The sequence below is a fragment of the Phaeodactylibacter xiamenensis genome, from assembly GCF_000759025.1.
Lineage (GTDB): Bacteria > Bacteroidota > Bacteroidia > Chitinophagales > Saprospiraceae > Phaeodactylibacter > Phaeodactylibacter xiamenensis.
In genome coordinates, this window is record NZ_JPOS01000029.1 from 132,883 (window position 1) to 151,335 (window position 18,453).

Here is an 18,453-nt window from a genome sequence, read left to right on the forward strand (position 1 = left end):
AGTAAACGTACCACAGGAGGCTTTGGATGTGGAAAGTAGAGAAACGGGGTGTTTTCCCGATTGAGGTCGCTTGTGGGACTACAAGGAAGCGTCCTGGTTTAACGATGGGTTTACAATCTTAATATTGGAGTGCGGATAAATTAAGGTTTAATTAAAGCCTCTGATTGTCAGTGGGTTGCAGGTGGTTGGTAACTTGCGTTTTTTCGGAAATCAATTCTAAACAAATGAAGAAAATTACACTTACACTCACGACTCTTATGGTGCTGGCATTGCAGTCTGTCAATGCACAAAGCCTAGAGTTTTCCCGCTATATCATGGCGACTGACACCATCACAGATGAAGGCGTAACCTTCGCTGCTTCTTCTGATGATGCAGAACAGGAGAACGATGCCATTGATGCGCTGTTTGATGACGATATTGATGCGGGTTGGGAAGGCGCACCTGAAGACTTTAATATTCTATCCTGCGGTCTCCGTTTCCGCGATATTTGCATCCCGAAAGGAGCTCGTATTGACTCTGCCTTTATCGTGGTTTATTCACACGAAGCGAAGACTGCCGAAGACGTGGCGGAACTCACTATCTACGGCAATGATGTTGATGATGCCGAAACCTTCACCGAGGATGCCCTCATCACCGACCGTACTTACACTCAGGAACGCGTAGAATGGACCGTAGCTGAGGAATGGGGCCTGTGGACTGAAGAGCGTACGCCGGACCTTTCCAATATCGTTCAGGAAATCATTGACCGGGACGGCTGGAACTTTGGCAATTCCCTGGCCTTTATCATCGAGGGGGAAAATCAGGGCCCAAGCGAAGTGGAGAATGCCCGCGAATTTGAATCTTTTGAGAATATTGCTGACCCTGAAGATGGAGGCGATGGCCAAAACAAGCCGGAGCGTATACCGCAACTGTTCATTTATTACACTGTAGAATCCGCAGAACTGCAAATCCCCATCGTAGCTACAGACACGATCACCGATGAAGGCGTAACCTTTGCCGCCTCATCCGATGATGCCGAGCAGGAAAACGATGCCATTGATGCCTTGTTTGACGATGACATTGATGCCGGCTGGGAAGGAGCGCCCGAAGACTTCAACGTCCTCTCTTGTGGCCTGCGTTTCCAAAACCTGTGCATCCCCAAAGGTGCCCGTATCGATTCTGCTTTCATTGAAGTCCACTCTCATGAGGCAAAGACTGCTGAAGATGTGGCGGAGCTGACTATCTATGGCAATGACGTGGACGATGCTGAAACCTTCACTGAAGACGCCCTCATCACAGATCGTACCTACACCAATGCCGTGGTCGAATGGACCGTGGCAGAAGAGTGGGGGCTGTGGACTAAGCACCGCACGCCGGATTTATCCAGCATTGTGCAGGAACTTGTAGACCGGGATGGTTGGGATGCTGGAAATGCGATTGCATTCATTATCGAGGGCCGAAACCAGGGCGCAAGCGAGGTAGAAAATGCCCGTGAATTTGAATCCTACGAAAACATCGCCGATCCAGAAGACGGGGGCGACGGTCAAAATAAGCCGGAGCGCGTTCCACGCCTATATGTATACTACTCTTCTCCTAATGTAACATCAGTCCGGGAAGTGTTTACACCTGCTGTTGAGCCACTCAAAGTCTTCCCCAACCCGGCAACCGAGATGGTTACCGTAGAATTGGACACAGACGAACCATCGGTTATCCTGTTGTTCAACAGCAACGGGCAGCTGATGCGTCAGCACCAAAGTGATTGGGGGCAGCAGCAGCAAATTGACATCGCTGGTTTTGCCAAAGGCATGTATTACCTGCAGGCTCGTCAGAATGGCAAGCTGTATGCGCAAAAGTTAATCATCGAGTAAGCATTTTCCGGGAGTAGCCATTGGTTATCCTGCTTTCCCGCCTGTAGAACCGGCTTTTAGCCGGCTCTACAGGCATTGCTGTTTAAATCTATATCCTCATGCGGACACTCATATTTAAAGCATTGCCGGTCGCGCTCTGCCTGCTCTTTAGCGCAGCCCAACTACAGGCACAACTGAGCATATCAGGCCGGGTTATTGATGCCAGCAACGGCGAACCCCTCGTCGGTGCAAGTGTAGCGGTAGAAAATACCTCCCTGGGCGAAAACACGGACGCCGACGGTCGTTTTTCCATCAAAAATATCGAAAACGCGGATGCCAGGATTGTTGTCACCTACATTGGTTATGAGCCTCAAACCTTATCCCCCAATTTTGTCTCAGGCAAACCTGTCATCATTCGCCTCAAGCCTTCTTCGGTTGAGCTGGATGAAGTGGTGGTTACCGGAATCGTGGAGGGACAAATCCGGGCAATGGTTGATATGAAGCAGGCGGAAAACATCAAGAACATCGTTACGGCCGAGCAGATCGTGACGTTTCCAGATCTCAATGCTGCCGAAGTGATGCAACGCATACCAGGCATCACTTTGCAGAGGGATCAGGGCGAAGGCCGCTTTGTTCAACTCCGTGGCACCCCGCCTGAATTGACCAACTTCAATATCAACGGAGAGCAGGTACCCTCTCCCGAAGGCAGCTACCGCTATGTGGGCATGGACATCATTCCTTCCGATCAGATCGAAGCGGTGGAAGTCACCAAAGTGATGACACCCGATATGGACGCTGATGGGATCGGTGGTTCCGTCAATATAAAAACCAAAGGGCCACAGGGCGGTAAGCCTCAAATCCGTGCCACCCTGGCCAGCGGCTACAACAACCTGCGGGAAACGCCCAACTATAATATGCAGTTTTCCTATGGGCAGCGCTACGAAAAGTTGGGGTTCCAGATTACCGGTAGCTTTTTTGAAAACAACCAGGGCTCCGACAATATCGAGTATAAGTTTGCCAAAGGGCCATTCTTCAATGATGATGATCAGCAGGAAGGACAGGACAACTTCTTTGTGCACTACCGAGAGGCACAGCTGCGCCATTATGACATCAAGCGGACCCGGATTAGTGTGGCTCCTACCCTCGATTACAAGTTTAGTGAAGACTCGAAGTTGTATTTGCAAACCATGTACAATAGCTTCACGGATAATGAGACCCGTCGCAGGCTGATTTATGACCTGGAAGACCCCCTAAATGCTAATTATTTTCTGTTTGGGGGCATTGACCATGATATTCGGGACCGCATCAAGCAGCAACAGCTGAGTACCATCGCCCTGGGCGGGGAGCATAAAATTGGCCGGGTCACCATAGACTACCAGATGTTTTACGCCCGGGCCAGTGAGCGGGAGCCCAATCGCCTGGAAGCCCGCTTTGAGAGCCCCGGGCAGGCCATCACGATTGATTTCGATGTATCCGATCCGGACTACCCGCGTGCGACTTATCCCAACGAGACGAATGCCGCCAATGCAACCGACTACGAAAACTTCGAGCTGGATGAAATGCTGCTGGAAAATACAAATACCCGGGAAGACCTGTATACCCCAAGGGTGAATGTCACCATTCCTTATGAATTCAACAACGGGCAAGAGGGCTATTTTAAGTTCGGAGGCAAGATACGTTCCCGGGTAAAAACACAGGATATTCGCAGTCAAACCTTTGGAGCTTACCGGGAAGAATCGATTCTTTACCCCGGCACAGGTGATCCATTGAATTTGGTGGCAATAGCCGATGACTTCTATGAGGACAATCTGCTCGATCAGGGCTATGTACTGCAAAATATGCCCTCGGCGGACAAGCTTCGGGACTTTTATGAGTTTTTCCCGCAATACTTCATCTTCAGCCGCAATGAGACCCGGAAAAATTCCTACAATCAGGATTACGAATACGCTGAGGATATCTACGCGGCCTACGGTATGCTCCGCCATGATATTGGGCGGCTAATGATCCTGGGCGGCCTGCGTTTTGAGCGTACAGATGTGACCCGCAACCGTGGTTTTGGAGTCATTCTGAACGGTAACCGGTTTATCGGGGTGGATACCATTGACAACCGTCGGGTCCAGGAGTTTTGGCTGCCTCAAATTCAGTTGAAGTACGGGCTTACGCCAAATGTCAACCTTCGCGCGGCTCTCACTTATACCTACTCAAGGCCTAACTACGTAGACGTTATTCCTTCCCGCGAGGAAGACCGCAACGAGGTTAGCATTGGTAACCCTGACCTCAACTTCCCCCGCTCTACCAACGTCGACCTGATGATTGAGCGTTATTACCGCTCTAGTATATTCTCCGGTGGGTTATTCTATAAGCGCATTGATGATTTCGTCTTTTCCTACAAACGTTTTGGCCGTGAAGGTGCGCCCGGCTCTGGTAACTTCCCGGTTTTTGAATTTACCAAGCCCCTCAACGGGCAGGATGCGGATGTGCTGGGAGCAGAGTTCCAGGCACAGTTCAAATTTGATTTCTTCAGTGGCTTTTTCAGCAATTTTGGACTGTTTACCAATTATACTTACACCTATTCCCGTGCTTACCTGCCCCGCCGGGTGCCTGCCAATTATGCAGAAGCCATTATTATTGATCCGCTGGAGGATGACCTGAGTGACTTCTTTGCGGAAGAAGACCGGGAAGAGATCGAGCTGCCCGGGCAAGCGGCGCACACGGCCAATGTCGCGTTGTTCTATGATTCCCCAAAATTCTTTGCTCGTCTGACAGCCAACTACCAGGATGATTTTCTCGTGGAAATCGGGCCGGACCCCGACCTCGACGAATACTATGACGAAGCCTTGCGCCTCGATTTAACCATGAACTACCAGATGAATGATAAGCTGACTTTCTTCGCAGATTGGATCAACATTACCAATGAGCCCCTTCGCTTCTACCTGGGCACCCCTGATGTTATCAAGCAGCAGGAGTTTTATTCCTGGTGGATGCGCGCGGGTCTTCGGATTAGTTTATAAATAATCATTTGTGCTCTGGAAAGGGTCAAATGATGGGGACAGCCTCCCCGCTAAATAAGATGAACATGAAAAACCTACTCTACCTATTCTTGCTTTTTTGGGTGACCGCTTGCCACGCTCCGACAGAGGAGGTACAAGACAAATCCCATGAAAAAATCGTGCCCACTCTGAAGACTGAGCCGGTACAATTTGACACGGACGACCCCGCAATCTGGTACAATTCCGACGACCCTGCCCAAAGCCTGGTGCTGGGTACAGACAAGGAAATCGGTGGCGGTTTGTATGTTTTTGATCTCAAAGGGCGTATTATTGACAGCCTGACCGTTCGAGGGCTGTCCTATCCAAATAATGTTGACGTGGAATACGATGTCCTTCTTAGCGATTCTATGACCACAGATGTCGCAGTGACCGTTGAACGGCCTCTTGGACTGGTGCGGATTTTCAGCGTTCCGGAGCTGCAACCGTTGGATGGGGGTGGGATACCTGTCTTTGAAATGGAATCCGACTCTCTAATGCGCCTGCCAATGGGGGTGGCGTTGTACAAAAAGCCGGATACTGGCGAGGTTCACCTGATTGTCAGCCGTAAGCAAGGGCCTACGGATGGGAATTATCTGGCCCAGTATGCGATCCTGCCAGGCGATTCCAATCAGCTGAAGTTAGAGCTGCTGCGCCAGTTTGGGCAGTTCTCCGGTGGCGAAAGTGAAATTGAAGCTATTATGGTAGACGATGCCATGGGATATGTCTACTACTCAGACGAAATGAAGGGTATCCGAAAGTATTATGCTGACCCTGCTATGGGAGAAGAAGAACTGGCTTTGTTCGGTACCGAAGACTTTAAGGATGATCGGGAGGGCATTGCCCTTTGGCCTACCTCAGATTCAACAGGGTATATTGTGGTTTCCAATCAGCAGGACCTAAGTTTTAACGTTTATCCGCGGAACCCGGAACAACATGCCCATCAGCTGCTAACGAATTGGAAGCTTTCGACCGTAGAAACTGATGGATGTGAATTGCTGGCTAAACCACTGGGGCCGTATTTCCCAAAGGGGGTCTTCATTGCCATGTCTGAAGACACGACTTTTCATTATTACGATTTGAGAAAACTGGCTATTGAATAACCTGAAAAGTGGGCGCTTTTTCTATATTTAAGCAAACATTGCTGCTATGAAAAAGCGCTTTCTGTTCAGTCTGAGCCTTCTGTCGGCGATCTGCTTAACGACCTGTACGCGAAAGGTCTCCCTGGAGTGGTCGGCAGAAGAATTTGAAACGTTTATTCTCCCTCCCGGTGGCGTAGAGATCGCTCCGGGCTTATTCTATGACAGACAGGAAATAACCGTTCGGGACTGGTGGGAGTACCTGCATTGGATACGCGATGTATATGGTACTAAGTCTGCTGAATTTAAAGCAGCGTTACCCCTGACTTCCGTATGGGGAGTGCCCTATCGATGTTTAGAGCGTTTGGAGAAGGAGTATTTTACCTCAGGCCCATATGCTAATTTCCCAATAGTTGGGGTGAGCCGTGCCCAGGCTGTAGCTTACGCAAAATGGCGGGCGGACCGAATACTGGAACTGATTTTACGCCACTTTGAGGCAATTCCTTTTCATCCGGATCCGGGGCCTCGCAATCATTTTACGATAGAGCGCTATTTATCCGGAAAATACCGTCGGTGTGCGCCCCACCCCGCGCTCGCCCGCTACATTCACTACCGGCTCCCTTCTGAAGAAGACTGGAAAAAAGCCAAAGCTTACAACGAAGAAGTCCTGAGGCGTTATCAGAAAGAATGCCAGCTGGATTGTGAAGAGCCCGTTAACGCCGGGCAAAATCCCTGTACACAGGAGAGAGTTATAAGGCTTCCTGTGGCGAGCGCCGGCTCGGGGATTTTGCCGGATAGCCTCAAGTATATCCGGCACCTAAGCGGCAATGTAGCAGAATGGTCAGCCACTCCGGGCGTTACCCTGGGAGGAAGTTGGTTTCATAAGCCTGCTGACGTTGCTCAGTATGTTTTGTTCCGGGCTGATAAACCTAATGCCTGGACCGGTTTCCGGTTAGTGGCGGAGTACCGTGAAGTGGGATACTGATCATTAGGGGGCGGGTTGAATCGAACCAGCACAAATTGAATAATTTGAAAAAAAACGGTGCGCACTCCCAACCCTTTTGCCCTTCCCCTACATCTGTACCCCCGGAAGCCTGCCACAGCAGGTCGTTCCCCTGAAATCACCTGACTTAATTTTTAAAACCTTTTGACCATGAAAGTATCCAAATCATTGCTTCAAGCCATCGCGCTGGGGGTTGCCCTGGGCAGCAGCGCCACATCTTGTATGCTGCTTGACAATTCCGATGAGGTCAAGCCCGACACCGAAAAGGCAGCCGAAGATGACCGCTGCCCAACGGATGATGGCGACAAGCCCTGGTACAATTGCCCGGCTTGCGGAATGGGCTAAGTATGGAATATTCCGGTTTACAGCGCCCACGCGCTACCCTCGCTTGTAATTTGGACACCAACCTGCTGCGGGCCGCTCACCCTTTGCTCACAGCAGGGCAGGTGGAGGCATTGGAGTGGTCCTTCGATGCCCTTTTTTCGTTTCCGGAAATACCGGACTGGTTTACCGCCCTCATCCAGGCCTACAGCGAGGAGGGGCGGCTTGTGGGCCATGGGGTCTTTTTCTCACTCTTTTCCGGCCGGTGGAGTGCGGAGCAGCAGCAATGGCTCGACCGCCTCAAGGCACTTTCTGAAGTGTACCGGTTTGATCATGTGACGGAGCATTTTGGCTTCATGACTGGTGCGGATTTTCACAAGGGGGCACCCCTGGGTATACCTTTCACACCTCAAACCCTGCAGCTTGGCCGGGACCGTCTCCAACGCATCAGCGCAGCAGCTGGCTGTCCGGTGGGATTGGAAAACCTCGCTTTCGCCTATACACTCGATGAAGTGAAGCGCCACGGCGACTTTCTGGAGCAATTACTGGAACCAATCAATGGATTTATCATTTTGGACCTCCATAATCTGTACTGCCAGCTCCACAACTTCCGTCAATCGGCGGAGGAACTGCTCCGGCTGATGCCCCTGCATCGGGTGCGGGAAATACACCTCTCCGGTGGTAGTTGGGAACCGGCAGCAGGGCAGCGCAATCGGCAAATCCGGCGGGATACCCACGATGGAACGGTGCCTCAGGCGGTATTTGACTTGTTAGAAAAAGCCCTCCCGAAGTGCCCGAATTTGAAGTATGTCGTTTTGGAACAGCTCGGAGGGGCACTGGAAACACCGGAACAGCAGCGGGCTTTTCAAGCTGACTTTCGCACCATGCACGGCATACTGAAACGCCAAAACCATTCAGGGAAAACGTCCGCCCCGGCCAACGATTTCCAACCACCAGCTTTCACCCCGTCGGCTACGCCCCGGTCTGATGAAGCCCTGCACCAACAGCAGCAGGCCTTATCAGAAATACTGGAAAATGCAGCAAGCCTGAGGGATGCCCGCACACAATTGTCCGCTTCGCCTCTGGCAGAGACGGCCTGGAACGTCGAAAACTGGGAAGACGATATGCTGGAAACCGCTAGGCGGATTGCTCAGAAATGGAAGGGCGGTTGGGGCTAAGGCGCACCGCTTGCTGGCCTTTTGACTGCCGGTAAGCTTCGGCCGTCTCCCGGATGGTCTGAGCGATGGGCGTGTACGTAAAATCGAAGTGCTGCAGCGATTTCTGATTGTCGTAGTAGAACACCCAGCTCGAATTCCGGGCAGTTTCCCGGGTAAGGAAGGGGCGCTTGCCGGTCAGTTTAGCTTGCAGCCAGGCCAGGCGCCAGGATAAACCGCGCAGGATTTTTCCGACCTTGTACTTAGGCGGATTTACGCTCAGTGCTTCTGCCACTTCCGTTAGCAATTGCTTATAAGGGTAGTGCTCCGCATTGAGGATGAAGCGCTCGTTTTTGATATCGCTTTCCATCAGCCGGACCATATACCAGGCTACATCCCGTACGTCCACCAGGCCAGTCGTACCTACAGGATAAAAAGGGAAGCCTTCGTCGACCATAGAGAAGAAATGTGCCGGGCCGCTTTCCCAAAAACCACTTCCGAGCACAATGGAAGGATTGACTACAGCAATATCCAGCCCTTCGGCAAAGCCGCGCCACACCTCCATCTCGCCCTGATATTTGCTGACCGCATACCGGGTATTGAAGGGGCTGCGCTCCCACTTGGCGGTTTCGGTGATGGTAATGCCCTGCTTGGTCCGGCCCAGGGCCGCAATTGAACTTACGTACAGCAATTTCCTTATCCCCAGCTTAAGCGCTGTATTCACCACGTTGGCCGTACCGGTGATATTGACGGTGCGCAGGTGCCGGGCATCAGCCGGATCAAAGGAGACGACAGCCGCACAGTGAAAAATATAGTCACAGCCCTCCATCGCTCGTTCCAGCGCGAAAATATCCAGGATATCGCCGTCAACCCATTCTACTTTCTCCGCCAGGTCATCCACCAAGTCCATTGGGCTGCCCGGCCGGCGGAAGGCCCGGATACGGTCAAAGCCATCCACCAGGAGCTGTTGCAGCAGATGAGAACCGATAAATCCGGTGGCACCGGTGATGAGTATGGAGCTGTTTTTATCCATTTAGCGGTTATGCGTTTTGGGCGGTGTATGCAGCCCGCCACCGCAGCTTGGTGCAGTACTGCCAGTAGCTGTAGGCAGGGTGTTGGGCAGGCTTTCCAGGCGCAGTGCTCCCATGAGGGCCATCAAAATGGCTTCTTTGTATTCGATAATTAGGGGTGAAGGCACTTCTACAGCTAAGGAACGGTTTTTTTCGCACTTCTCGCGGATGCACTCCACCAGGAATGTATTGAAAGCCCCCCCACCGGTAAGCAGTATGGTATGAGGCTCAGGTTGCAGTTTGGCTTTTTTCGCTATAGCGCTGATGCTATCGTCAACACTTTGTGCAATTTGCCAGCAGGCGGTGTGCAGGCGGTCTGCCACAGAAGCCGGGTAATCCGTGTAGAGGGGGAGCAGTTGTTCCTGTACCCAGTCGTTGCCCAGCGATTTTGGGAAGTCCGCCTGATGATAAGGTAGAGCCATCGCTTGGTCCAGCAAGTCAGGTAGCAGTGCTCCCGTTCGGGCTATGGAACCTCCTTTGTCGTAAGGCTGCCCGGCTTCCTCTGCCAGGGCATTGAGCACCTGATTCGCCCCGCTGCAATCAAAGGCCACATAACCTTGCTCCGTTCGGGCGCTGATATTGGCAATGCCGCCCAGGTTTAGCATAAAGGTCTGCTCAGGAAACAAGTACTGGTCCGCAACAGGGGCTATAGGTGCACCCTGACCGCCAAGTGCAACGTCCTGCATACGGAAGTTGTCGATAGCGGGGCGCCCGGTGATTGCCGCGATGGCCGCGCCGTCCCCGATTTGTGTGGAAACGCCGGATTCCGGAAAGTGGAAAATCGTGTGCCCATGGGAAGCGATAGCATCAGCTTCTACAGCCTGTGCCTCCAGAAAAGCCTTCGCCTGCTCCCCCAGGAGCTGCCCGAACTGGGCGTGAGCTACCGCCAGCTCCCGGGCAGTACCAGCGGGGAGTGCGCGTAGCCGCCGAACCCAGTCCTCCGGGAAAGGGCGGGCTTCACATGCAAGGGCTTCCCAATGCTGAAGTGCCTGGCCATTGAACTCAAAGGTGCAAAGCGCCAAATCCAGCCCATCCAGAGAGCTACCAGACATTATGCCGAGTATGGTGTGCCTATTCCCCAAGCTTCATGGTGTATTTGGCGACTGCCTTGATTTCTTTCTCGTCCAGCAGTGCTTCGAAGGCGGTCATGGCTTTGCGGCCGTTGGTAATGACGTTGATGCGCTCTTCCAGGGTGAGTGCCGATTCCTGCAGGTTGTAAGCACCGCTTGCACCCATATCCCCATATAGGCCATGGCAGGTGACGCAGTATTGCTTGTAGATCTTCTCACCATCTGGTTTGGCTACAGCTGCTACAGCTTTTGCACCGGCGCTGGAGTTGCTTTCAGCAGGAGCACTACTGCCACCACAGGCGTAGACGAATGCGGCAATAGCTATAAATACCAATCCTTTTCTCATTGATCTTATTTTTTGGCAAATTAACAAAATAGAGTGGGGTAGGTTGGTACCTGGAACGGGTTTATGGAAAAATGAGCACCTGGCAGGGCGGTATTCAGGTTACAGCACATACCTTTGGTATAGTCTTTCGAGTACCGCTTCGGGATCGTGGCATAAGCCGGGGTGGGTAGGAGAACTCTGAATAATCGTGCTTCTGGCGGCCACCAGCCACCGGAAACGGGAGGCCATGTCAAGTTCGCCAATCTTGCCGCCCTGCCGCCCTCCCGCGCATACTGCTTCCCAGGCGTGCAGGTAGCGATGGATCATGGATACGTCAATTTCCTTTGAGAAGGCCCTGACCTTTGCCTCATCTATCTGGAACCTGATGCCCAGGAACTTCTTCCGTTTGGAAAACAAAATGACGCCAATGTTCAGGAACTCCTCCCGCTCTACTTTGGGCACCAGCCTGACCACCGCGTATTCGTAGGTTACTCTATTTTGCATCTAAAGCTTCTTTGGCCAGTACATCAATTTTATCCAGTTTAGCGTTCAGGAATTCCTGGTAAGCGCTTCTTTTCTCGCCGGGCGTGAGTTCCATATCTTCTTCTGTCAGCCATTCTTCGGGGATGACGGAAATGATTTCGGTGATTTTTGCTTTGTCGATGGCTTCCCGGATATCCAGGGATGCCTCAGGCAGGTGGTTGGCTTTTGCCAAAAGGACATGGTCTTTCACATTGGGGAAAGTCCGGGGGAGGTAATCACGCCAGTTTTTCCAGTTGTGGTGGAAGTAGAGGCTGGCACCGTGGTCAATTAGCCATAGCTCCCTGTTCCAATTGAGCAGGTTGGTGTTCTTTGCAGTCCGGTCGATATTATTGATCAGGCTGTCCAGCAAAACCACCTTGGAAGCGGAATAGGAATCCGCCTCGGACACCAGGGGGTCGTAGGTGATGGCCCCGGAAAGGAAGTGCAGACCCAGGTTGAGCCCAACGCTAAACTTCAGCAAATCCTGGATTTCCTCGTCTGGTTCCGTCTTGCTGAACGAGTCGTCGAGGTTCATGAAAACCACCTCCGGCACATTCAGCCCGATCGCTTTAGCCAGCAGCCCTCCGATAAGCTCTGCAATCAGGGCTTTTTTGCCCTGTCCGGCCCCCCGGAATTTCAGGACGTACAGAAACTCGTCATCGGCTTCCACAATAGCGGGCAAAGAGCCGCCTTCCCTCAGGGGCTTCAGGTATTGCACCACATCAACGGTTCTCACTTCTATATTACTCATGTCCTGTTTAGGGTTTGTGCTGGCTGTGCGCCCGCTTGTCCTGCTTTTCCGGGTGATCAATCGCTCAGCCACAGATTTTCAGGGCTCCAAAGATACGGGGAAAAGGAAATAAAAGTAAATCCAACTGTGGAAGGGGGCCCTGTAAGGTATCCGTCTTTAAGACCCTGATAAATGTCACCCTGAACAGTGATCTTTTTCACACGAGCCTGGGCAACAATTGCCTAACTTATGGTAGGATCTAACCCGTCCTGATTCCTTAACCGAAGCCACTGCCTGTGCAGCTGCGCGACCAAATTGCAAGCCATGAGAACCATACTCAGCCCTACCGATTTTTCCCTTTGTGCCCGGTACGCGACAGATGCCGCTGCGCAACTCGCCCGCCGGCTTGATGCCCAGCTTCATTTACTGCATTGCATGAACCTGCCTGATGGCTGGGATGACTGGAGTGAGCAACAACGCTCTATGCGCCCGGATATACAGCAGATGGTGGCAAATGCTCAGCTGCAATTGCAGGATTTGAGCAATGCTTACCCCAATTTGGAGGTAAAGGCCACCGTTTGCAGTGGCGCCCTGCCCAAGTCTGTGGCGGAGTACGTGGAACACGCTGCGGCAGACCTCGTAGTCATGGGTTCCCACGGTGCAAGTGGCAAGAATGAATACTTCATCGGTTCCAACACCCAGAAAGTGGTGCGGGAAGTGCACTGCCCGGTATTGGTGGTCAAGGAGCCGCTTGAGCACATCAATTTCGATAAGGTGGTCTTCGCGTCCTCCTTCCACCAAAAGGAGCGGGAGGCTTTCCTGAAGTTCAAGGAGTTTGTCAAGCCTTTTGTACCGGAGATTCATCTGGTGGAAATCCACACCTCTTCTTTCTTCGATCCTCCTTACATTCTAAGCCGGCAAGCCATGGAAGAATTCAGGGGACTGTGCGCGCCCTTCCGGTGTGAGACGCATGTGTTCCGCAACTTCAGTGTAGACCGGGGCGTACGGGCGTTCGCTGAAAAGATCGGGGCTGGCCTGATTGGTATTTCCAATCACCACCGTCATCCGTTGCGGCGTATGCTCAGCGGCAGCAACGTGGAGGCTTTGGTCAATCACTCTGACATCCCCGTGCTGAGTGTGGACTATATGGATGAAATAGATACGCCGGCACCGATAGAAAGAAAACAACAACAATTATCCTTTTGATTTCATAAAGCCAGGCGGGGGAAGGTCCTTCTGCCTGGCGCTTTAAAAAAAGTAGCCGATGCGCCATAATATTCTCTTTCCAACCGATTTCTCTCCGGCAGCTCACCATGCCTTTCAGTACGCGCTGCTGCTAGCTGACAAGTTGGATACAGCTCTTGACCTCATGAGTGTTTACCACCTGCCAGTTGGCGATACAAGCCGTGTAGCTCCTCATCAGGTAGATAGCCTCCTGAGGGAAAAACGAGCGGAGGTGATGCAACACCTGGGAGAACTGGCGGAGGAAGCCCCTGCCAATCGTATTGGGCAGTTGCGGGCAGATTATGGCCTGTTTGTATATCAGGAGATCATTGATGTCGCCGGAAGAGGTGGGCATCAGCTTATTGTGATGGGTACGAAAGGGGAGCGCAGCCCCGTACAGCAGATGATGGGCAGCGTTACCACCCATACCCTCATGAATGCGCCCTGCCCGGTAATCGCTGTGCCGCAGAGTGCACCGGTGCGCCCCATTAGTCATATCGCCTATGCCACGGACTTCGAGCCAAAGGATGAAAAAGCAGTGGCGAATCTGACGGAGCTGGCGGCCAGACTTAAAGCGAAAGTCCATTTCGTACATGTGGACAGGGAGGTGGATGCTGCCAAAACAGAAGCCTATAAAATGGTGGATCAGTACCCGCTTCCTTTCTCCGATTTCACAGTAGTGGCTAATCCCAACCCTGCTGAGGGCATCAATGCCTTTATCGCTGAGCGGGACATAGATGCACTGGCGTTGTTCGTTCCCAACCGCCGCCTGCTGGAACGCCTCTTCCATCGTAGCTTTACGAAGCAGATGGCTTTCCATACAAAGGTGCCTTTATTGGTTTTCAGGGGCTGACCCATCGGGTTTCCTTGTTTTTGGCACGGTTATTGCAATTGACAGAGTGGTTAATTAAGGTCAAAAATTAGGATTACGATTTGTTTGAAAATGCCCGCCTTTGTGTGGGCTTTTTTTTTGGGTTGTACTGAGGGTTTCACGCAGCGTTCGCGAAGGATGGCGCAAAGTACGCAGCGTTTCCTGATTAGGGCCGTTAACTTGGCGCTCTTTGCGAAGCCCTTCTTCCCTTTTGCGCTTAAACTCGAAAGCGTCTCCTTAAAACGCCTGCAGCTCCACCAGTTTCTGGTACTCCCCGTCCTTCTGCAACAGGCTTTCGTGCGTACCCCGCTCCATGATTTGCCCGTCCCGCATTACAATGATCTCATCCGCGTGCTGTATGGTAGACAGGCGGTGAGCAATAACGATGGAGGTCCGGTTTTTCATCAGCTCAAGCAGGGCTTTCTGGACTAATTTCTCGGATTCGGAATCCAAGGCAGAGGTCGCTTCGTCCAGAATAAGTATAGGTGGGTTTTTCAGAATGGCGCGGGCAATTGTAAGCCGTTGCCGCTGCCCCCCGCTCAGTTTGCTGCCCCGGTCCCCGATATTGGTATGGTAACCCTGCTCGGAAGCCAGGATGAAGTCGTGCGCGTTGGCTGCCCGGGCGGCAGCTTCCACCTGTTCTTGCGTGACCCCCTCCATGCCGAAGACGATGTTGTTGTAAATGCTGTCATTGAAGAGAATGGCTTCCTGAGACACAATGCCCATGAGGCTGCGCAGGTCGCGAAGGCGGTATTGGCGGATATTCTGTCCGTCCAGGAGAATCTCTCCTTCCTCCACGTCGTAAAACCGGGGGAGTAGGTCAGCCAGGGTTGACTTCCCTGCCCCGGAGGCACCCACCAGCGCCACCACTTTGCCCTTGGGAAGGCTCAGGTTGATATTTTGTAGCACAGGGCCCTCATCGTTGCGGTAAGCGAAGGTGACGTTACGGTATTCTATACTGTGCCGGAAGCCCGCAAGGGGGAGAGCATCGGGTGCATCTTTGATGTTGACAGGAGCATCAAGCAGGGCTTCCATGCGGCGCATAGCTCCCACGCCTTTTTGGACGTTGTAAACAGCCTTTGATAATTTCTTGGCCGGGTCAATGACGTTATAGAAGGCAAAAATGAACGTCAGGAAAGTCTCCGCATCCAGCTGTCCGCTAAAGACCTGACGGGAGCCATACCACAGCAGGACTGCCACCGTGCCAATGCCCAGGAATTCTGAAAGTGGAGAAGCCAGGTCGCGCCTCCACAGCAGGCGGGTGAGCGAATGCCGGTAGCCATCATTCTCTTTCCGGAATTTTTCTTTTTGATAGTGCTCGGCATTGAACCCTTTGATGATCCGCAGCCCGCCCAGGCCTTCATCAAGTATGGCGACGAGGTTGCCAAGTCGGTCCTGTACATCCGCTGATTTTTTCTTGAGCCGCCGGCCAATACCACCGATCACCACGCCCGTGAAGATCATCAGCAGAAAGACAAAACCTGTAAGTGCCGGGCTTACATATACCATGAACCCCAACGCCCCTATGATGATGAGGGGCTCCCGGAATACGGCTTCCAGCACATTGAGAATGCTCCATTCCACTTCCTGTACGTCGCTCGTCATGCGGGACATCAGGTCGCCTTTGCGCTCCTCGCTGAAGTAGGCCAGGGGGAGGGTCATCACCTTATCGTACATTTGCGCGCGCAGGTCGCGGATGATACCGTTGCGAACCGGTGCCATGAAGAAAAGGGATAGGTACCGGAATAGGTTTTTGAGCAGGAAAACCGATAAAATAGCCACGCAGACGAAGACCAGTGCAGCTTCCTTACCCTGCTCCACAATCAGCTGACTGATGTAATAGTTGAAGGAGGCCGTGGCGCTTTCGATATCCCAGCCAAAAGTGGGCTTGTCCATAACCAGCTCCCGCCGGTCAAAGAGGATCTCCAGGAAAGGGACCAGCAAGGGGATGCTCAGGGCTGTGAACAGCGCTGTCATAATATTGCTGAAAATATTGAGCCCTACATACGCTTTATAGTTGCGCATGTAGCCGAGCAATCGCCAAAAGCTGCTGCGTTCTTTTTTCATAGTGAGTTTGGTGTGCCTATTCTACGGGTTCCAGGCGATAGCTGGTTTCTCCTTTTTTCAGGGCGTAGGTTATCATTTGAGGATTGCCGTTGCGCTGACCGTTTTGAGGCGTGGAGAACTTCCGGAGCAGAGCCGTTTCCGTAAGTTCGAACGTTTCAACCCCTTCGCGGCCCCGTTGGTTGGCAGTGTTTTCTGCTTCCGCCATGTAAATCTGCCCGTAGGAGCGGTTGCGGTAGGAAGCAAAGGCATATACTTCTTTGGTACCATCGTCCGTGCGGGTAAAGATGTAAACCTCCGGGTAGCTATCCTGGTTGAGGTCGGCAAGTTGAGCGCGTACCACTGCACCGTTGATTTCCATTTTGGTCTCCTCATTGCGCACGCTCATACCTTCTGTATTCAGGGTGAAATAATTTGAGCTGCTGTTAGGGGATTCCACGATGAAGGAAACAGTACCTTCCGTTAGTTTTTCTTCAAAAGGGCCGGTAGCCGGAGGTGCCGATTGCCGGGTCATTTCGGCGGGCTCAGGGGCAGAGGCTTCATTGGAGGTGCTTTCGGTTGCGGTGGGGGTTTCGGTTGCGGTGGAGGCTTCGCCCGAAGCTTCGGAACTGCCGCCACAGCTGCAAACTGCAAAGGACAGGGCAAGTAAAAGCAGGAAAATGGATCTCATAGTGCGATGTTTTGGTCTGTAAATAAGAACAGGCTTGCCGGGCTTATTATTTTCCCAGGCAAACCTGTTGTTTTGTAGTAGGGGGTAGGCAGTTGCCTACTTCTTTTTCTTAGGCTCCTCGGGCTTCAGTTCAAAGTCGTTAAGGAAGCCGGTGTGGAAGTCACCGTTGCGGAAACGCTCATCCTTCATCAGTTGCTGATGGAAAGGGACGGTGGTCTTCACGCCTTCAATGATGAATTCATCTAGTGCACGCTCCATTTTCTTGATACACTCTTCGCGGGTTGGAGCCCGGCAAATGAGCTTGGCAATCATGGAATCATAATAAGGTGGAATGGTATAGCCAGCGTATACGCTTGTGTCCACCCGAACGCCATGCCCTTTAGAGCTGTGGAAAGACGCAATTTTGCCCGGGCTTGGACGGAAGCCATTGAAGGGGTCTTCTGCATTGATCCGGCACTCCATAGCATGCGCATTGGGATAATAGTTGCCCCCTTTGATGAGCTCACCCGCTGCGATTTTGATCTGTTCCTTGATCAGGTCATGGTCGATTACCTCTTCTGTGACCGGGTGCTCTACCTGAATCCGGGTATTCATTTCCATGAAGTAGAAGTTCCGGTATTTGTCTACGAGGAACTCCACGGTGCCCACGCCTTCGTACTTGATAGCTTCTCCTGCTTTTACAGCCGCATCGCCCATTTTCTCCCGGAGCTCATCGGTCATAAAAGGAGAGGGGCATTCCTCCACCAGTTTTTGGTGGCGGCGCTGAATAGAGCAGTCCCGTTCGGAAAGGTGGACGACTTTGCCTTTTTGGTCACCAGCAATCTGGAATTCGATATGACGGGGCTCTTCGATGAACTTTTCGATGTAGATGCCATCGTTGCCAAATGCCGCTTTCGCTTCCTGACGGGCACGGTCCCAGTTAGGCTCAAACTCCTTTTCTTCCCAGACAATCCGCATCCCTTTACCGCCACCGCCGGCAGTAGCCTTCAGGATGACCGGATAGCCGATATCTTTAGCGATTTTGAGGCCGGATTTGGTATCCTTGACCAGCCCATCGGAGCCGGGGATGACCGGGACTCCTGCTTTGATCATGGTCTCTTTGGCCGTGATTTTGTCCCCCATTTTGCGGATTTGTGCAGGGGTGGGTCCAATAAATTTGATACCGTATTCGGCGCAAACTTCGGCAAAATCAGCATTTTCAGCTAGGAATCCGTAGCCTGGGTGTACCGCATCGGCGTTGGTGATTTCTACCGCAGCCATAATTCTTGGTACGCTCAGGTAAGACTCGGCAGAGGCAGGCGGGCCAATGCAGACCGCTTCATCAGCGAAGCGCACGTGCAGGCTTTCCTTGTCGGCAGTTGAATAGACCGCCACCGTTTTGATGCCCATTTCCCGACAGGTGCGAATGATTCGCAGGGCAATCTCGCCACGGTTGGCTATGAGTACTTTTTCAAACATAAAACCATTCAATTGGATGAGCAGCAAAGGGCTATTGCCC

Annotated in this window: 16 protein-coding genes; 8 read left to right on the forward strand and 8 right to left on the reverse strand. The window is 52.3% G+C overall.

Translation table 11 applies throughout. From position 1 onward, the window contains the following. Nucleotides 1–224: 224 nt before the first annotated feature. From IX84_RS11705 to IX84_RS11730, 6 genes are all read left to right on the forward strand, one after another. Complete coding sequence (locus tag IX84_RS11705; protein ID WP_081968720.1) at nt 225–1,847, forward strand: T9SS type A sorting domain-containing protein; 1,623 nt, start codon at nt 225–227, stop codon at nt 1,845–1,847. Between the two features lie 98 nt (nt 1,848–1,945). Further along, a complete protein-coding gene (locus IX84_RS11710; protein ID WP_044220494.1) occupies nt 1,946–4,837 on the forward strand; it encodes a TonB-dependent receptor in 2,892 nt (963 codons plus the stop codon). A gap of 65 nt (nt 4,838–4,902) precedes the next feature. Further along, nucleotides 4,903–5,955: a phytase gene (locus tag IX84_RS11715; protein ID WP_052515972.1), complete on the forward strand. Its 1,053-nt coding sequence runs from the start codon at nt 4,903–4,905 to the stop codon at nt 5,953–5,955. A gap of 46 nt (nt 5,956–6,001) precedes the next feature. Further along, nucleotides 6,002–6,916: an SUMF1/EgtB/PvdO family nonheme iron enzyme gene (locus IX84_RS11720; RefSeq protein WP_044220499.1), complete on the forward strand. Its 915-nt coding sequence runs from the start codon at nt 6,002–6,004 to the stop codon at nt 6,914–6,916. A gap of 168 nt (nt 6,917–7,084) precedes the next feature. Then, the gene (locus IX84_RS11725) at nt 7,085–7,279 is read left to right on the forward strand and encodes a chryseobasin-related MNIO class RiPP peptide (RefSeq protein WP_044220502.1); all 195 of its coding nucleotides are present in this window, start codon (nt 7,085–7,087) and stop codon (nt 7,277–7,279) included. A 2-nt stretch (nt 7,280–7,281) separates the two neighbouring features. Beyond that, the gene (locus tag IX84_RS11730) at nt 7,282–8,433 is read left to right on the forward strand and encodes a multinuclear nonheme iron-dependent oxidase (RefSeq protein ID WP_044220505.1); all 1,152 of its coding nucleotides are present in this window, start codon (nt 7,282–7,284) and stop codon (nt 8,431–8,433) included. Here the strand turns inward: IX84_RS11730 and IX84_RS11735 are convergent. The 5 genes from IX84_RS11735 to IX84_RS11755 all read right to left on the reverse strand — a co-directional run bounded on the left by IX84_RS11735 (nt 8,393) and on the right by IX84_RS11755 (nt 12,147). Continuing rightward, a complete protein-coding gene (locus IX84_RS11735; RefSeq protein ID WP_044220507.1) occupies nt 8,393–9,442 on the reverse strand; it encodes an NAD-dependent epimerase/dehydratase family protein in 1,050 nt (349 codons plus the stop codon). The two genes, IX84_RS11730 and IX84_RS11735, sit on opposite strands and share 41 nt — an antisense overlap. After that, complete coding sequence (locus tag IX84_RS11740; protein ID WP_044220508.1) at nt 9,443–10,531, reverse strand: anhydro-N-acetylmuramic acid kinase; 1,089 nt, start codon at nt 10,529–10,531, stop codon at nt 9,443–9,445. Nucleotides 10,532–10,550: 19 nt separating this feature from the next. After that, nucleotides 10,551–10,895 carry a c-type cytochrome gene (locus IX84_RS11745; protein WP_044220511.1) on the reverse strand — a complete coding sequence of 115 codons (345 nt, stop codon included), beginning with the start codon at nt 10,893–10,895 and terminating at the stop codon, nt 10,551–10,553. Between the two features lie 99 nt (nt 10,896–10,994). Next, on the reverse strand, nt 10,995–11,378 hold the full coding sequence (locus IX84_RS11750; protein WP_044220512.1) for a DUF3037 domain-containing protein: 384 nt from the start codon (nt 11,376–11,378) through the stop codon (nt 10,995–10,997). Continuing rightward, a complete protein-coding gene (locus IX84_RS11755; protein WP_044220515.1) occupies nt 11,368–12,147 on the reverse strand; it encodes a HipA family kinase in 780 nt (259 codons plus the stop codon). Before IX84_RS11755 ends, IX84_RS11750 begins: the two co-directional genes overlap by 11 nt. Nucleotides 12,148–12,450: 303 nt before the next feature. Between IX84_RS11755 and IX84_RS11760 the strand changes: the two genes are divergently transcribed. After that, on the forward strand, nt 12,451–13,332 hold the full coding sequence (locus IX84_RS11760) for a universal stress protein (RefSeq protein ID WP_044220518.1): 882 nt from the start codon (nt 12,451–12,453) through the stop codon (nt 13,330–13,332). A 58-nt stretch (nt 13,333–13,390) separates the two neighbouring features. Continuing rightward, on the forward strand, nt 13,391–14,203 hold the full coding sequence (locus tag IX84_RS11765) for a universal stress protein (protein WP_044220520.1): 813 nt from the start codon (nt 13,391–13,393) through the stop codon (nt 14,201–14,203). A gap of 255 nt (nt 14,204–14,458) precedes the next feature. On the opposite strand, the gene IX84_RS11770 is transcribed toward IX84_RS11765, so the two are convergent. The 3 genes from IX84_RS11770 to accC all read right to left on the reverse strand — a co-directional run bounded on the left by IX84_RS11770 (nt 14,459) and on the right by accC (nt 18,413). Continuing rightward, on the reverse strand, nt 14,459–16,288 hold the full coding sequence (locus IX84_RS11770; protein ID WP_044220523.1) for an ABC transporter ATP-binding protein: 1,830 nt from the start codon (nt 16,286–16,288) through the stop codon (nt 14,459–14,461). Nucleotides 16,289–16,304: 16 nt separating this feature from the next. Further along, nucleotides 16,305–16,955: a hypothetical protein gene (locus IX84_RS11775; RefSeq protein WP_044220525.1), complete on the reverse strand. Its 651-nt coding sequence runs from the start codon at nt 16,953–16,955 to the stop codon at nt 16,305–16,307. A gap of 96 nt (nt 16,956–17,051) precedes the next feature. Then, entirely contained in the window at nt 17,052–18,413 is a 1,362-nt protein-coding gene (gene accC, locus IX84_RS11780; protein WP_044220785.1) for an acetyl-CoA carboxylase biotin carboxylase subunit, read from the reverse strand. Nucleotides 18,414–18,453: the final 40 nt, after the last annotated feature.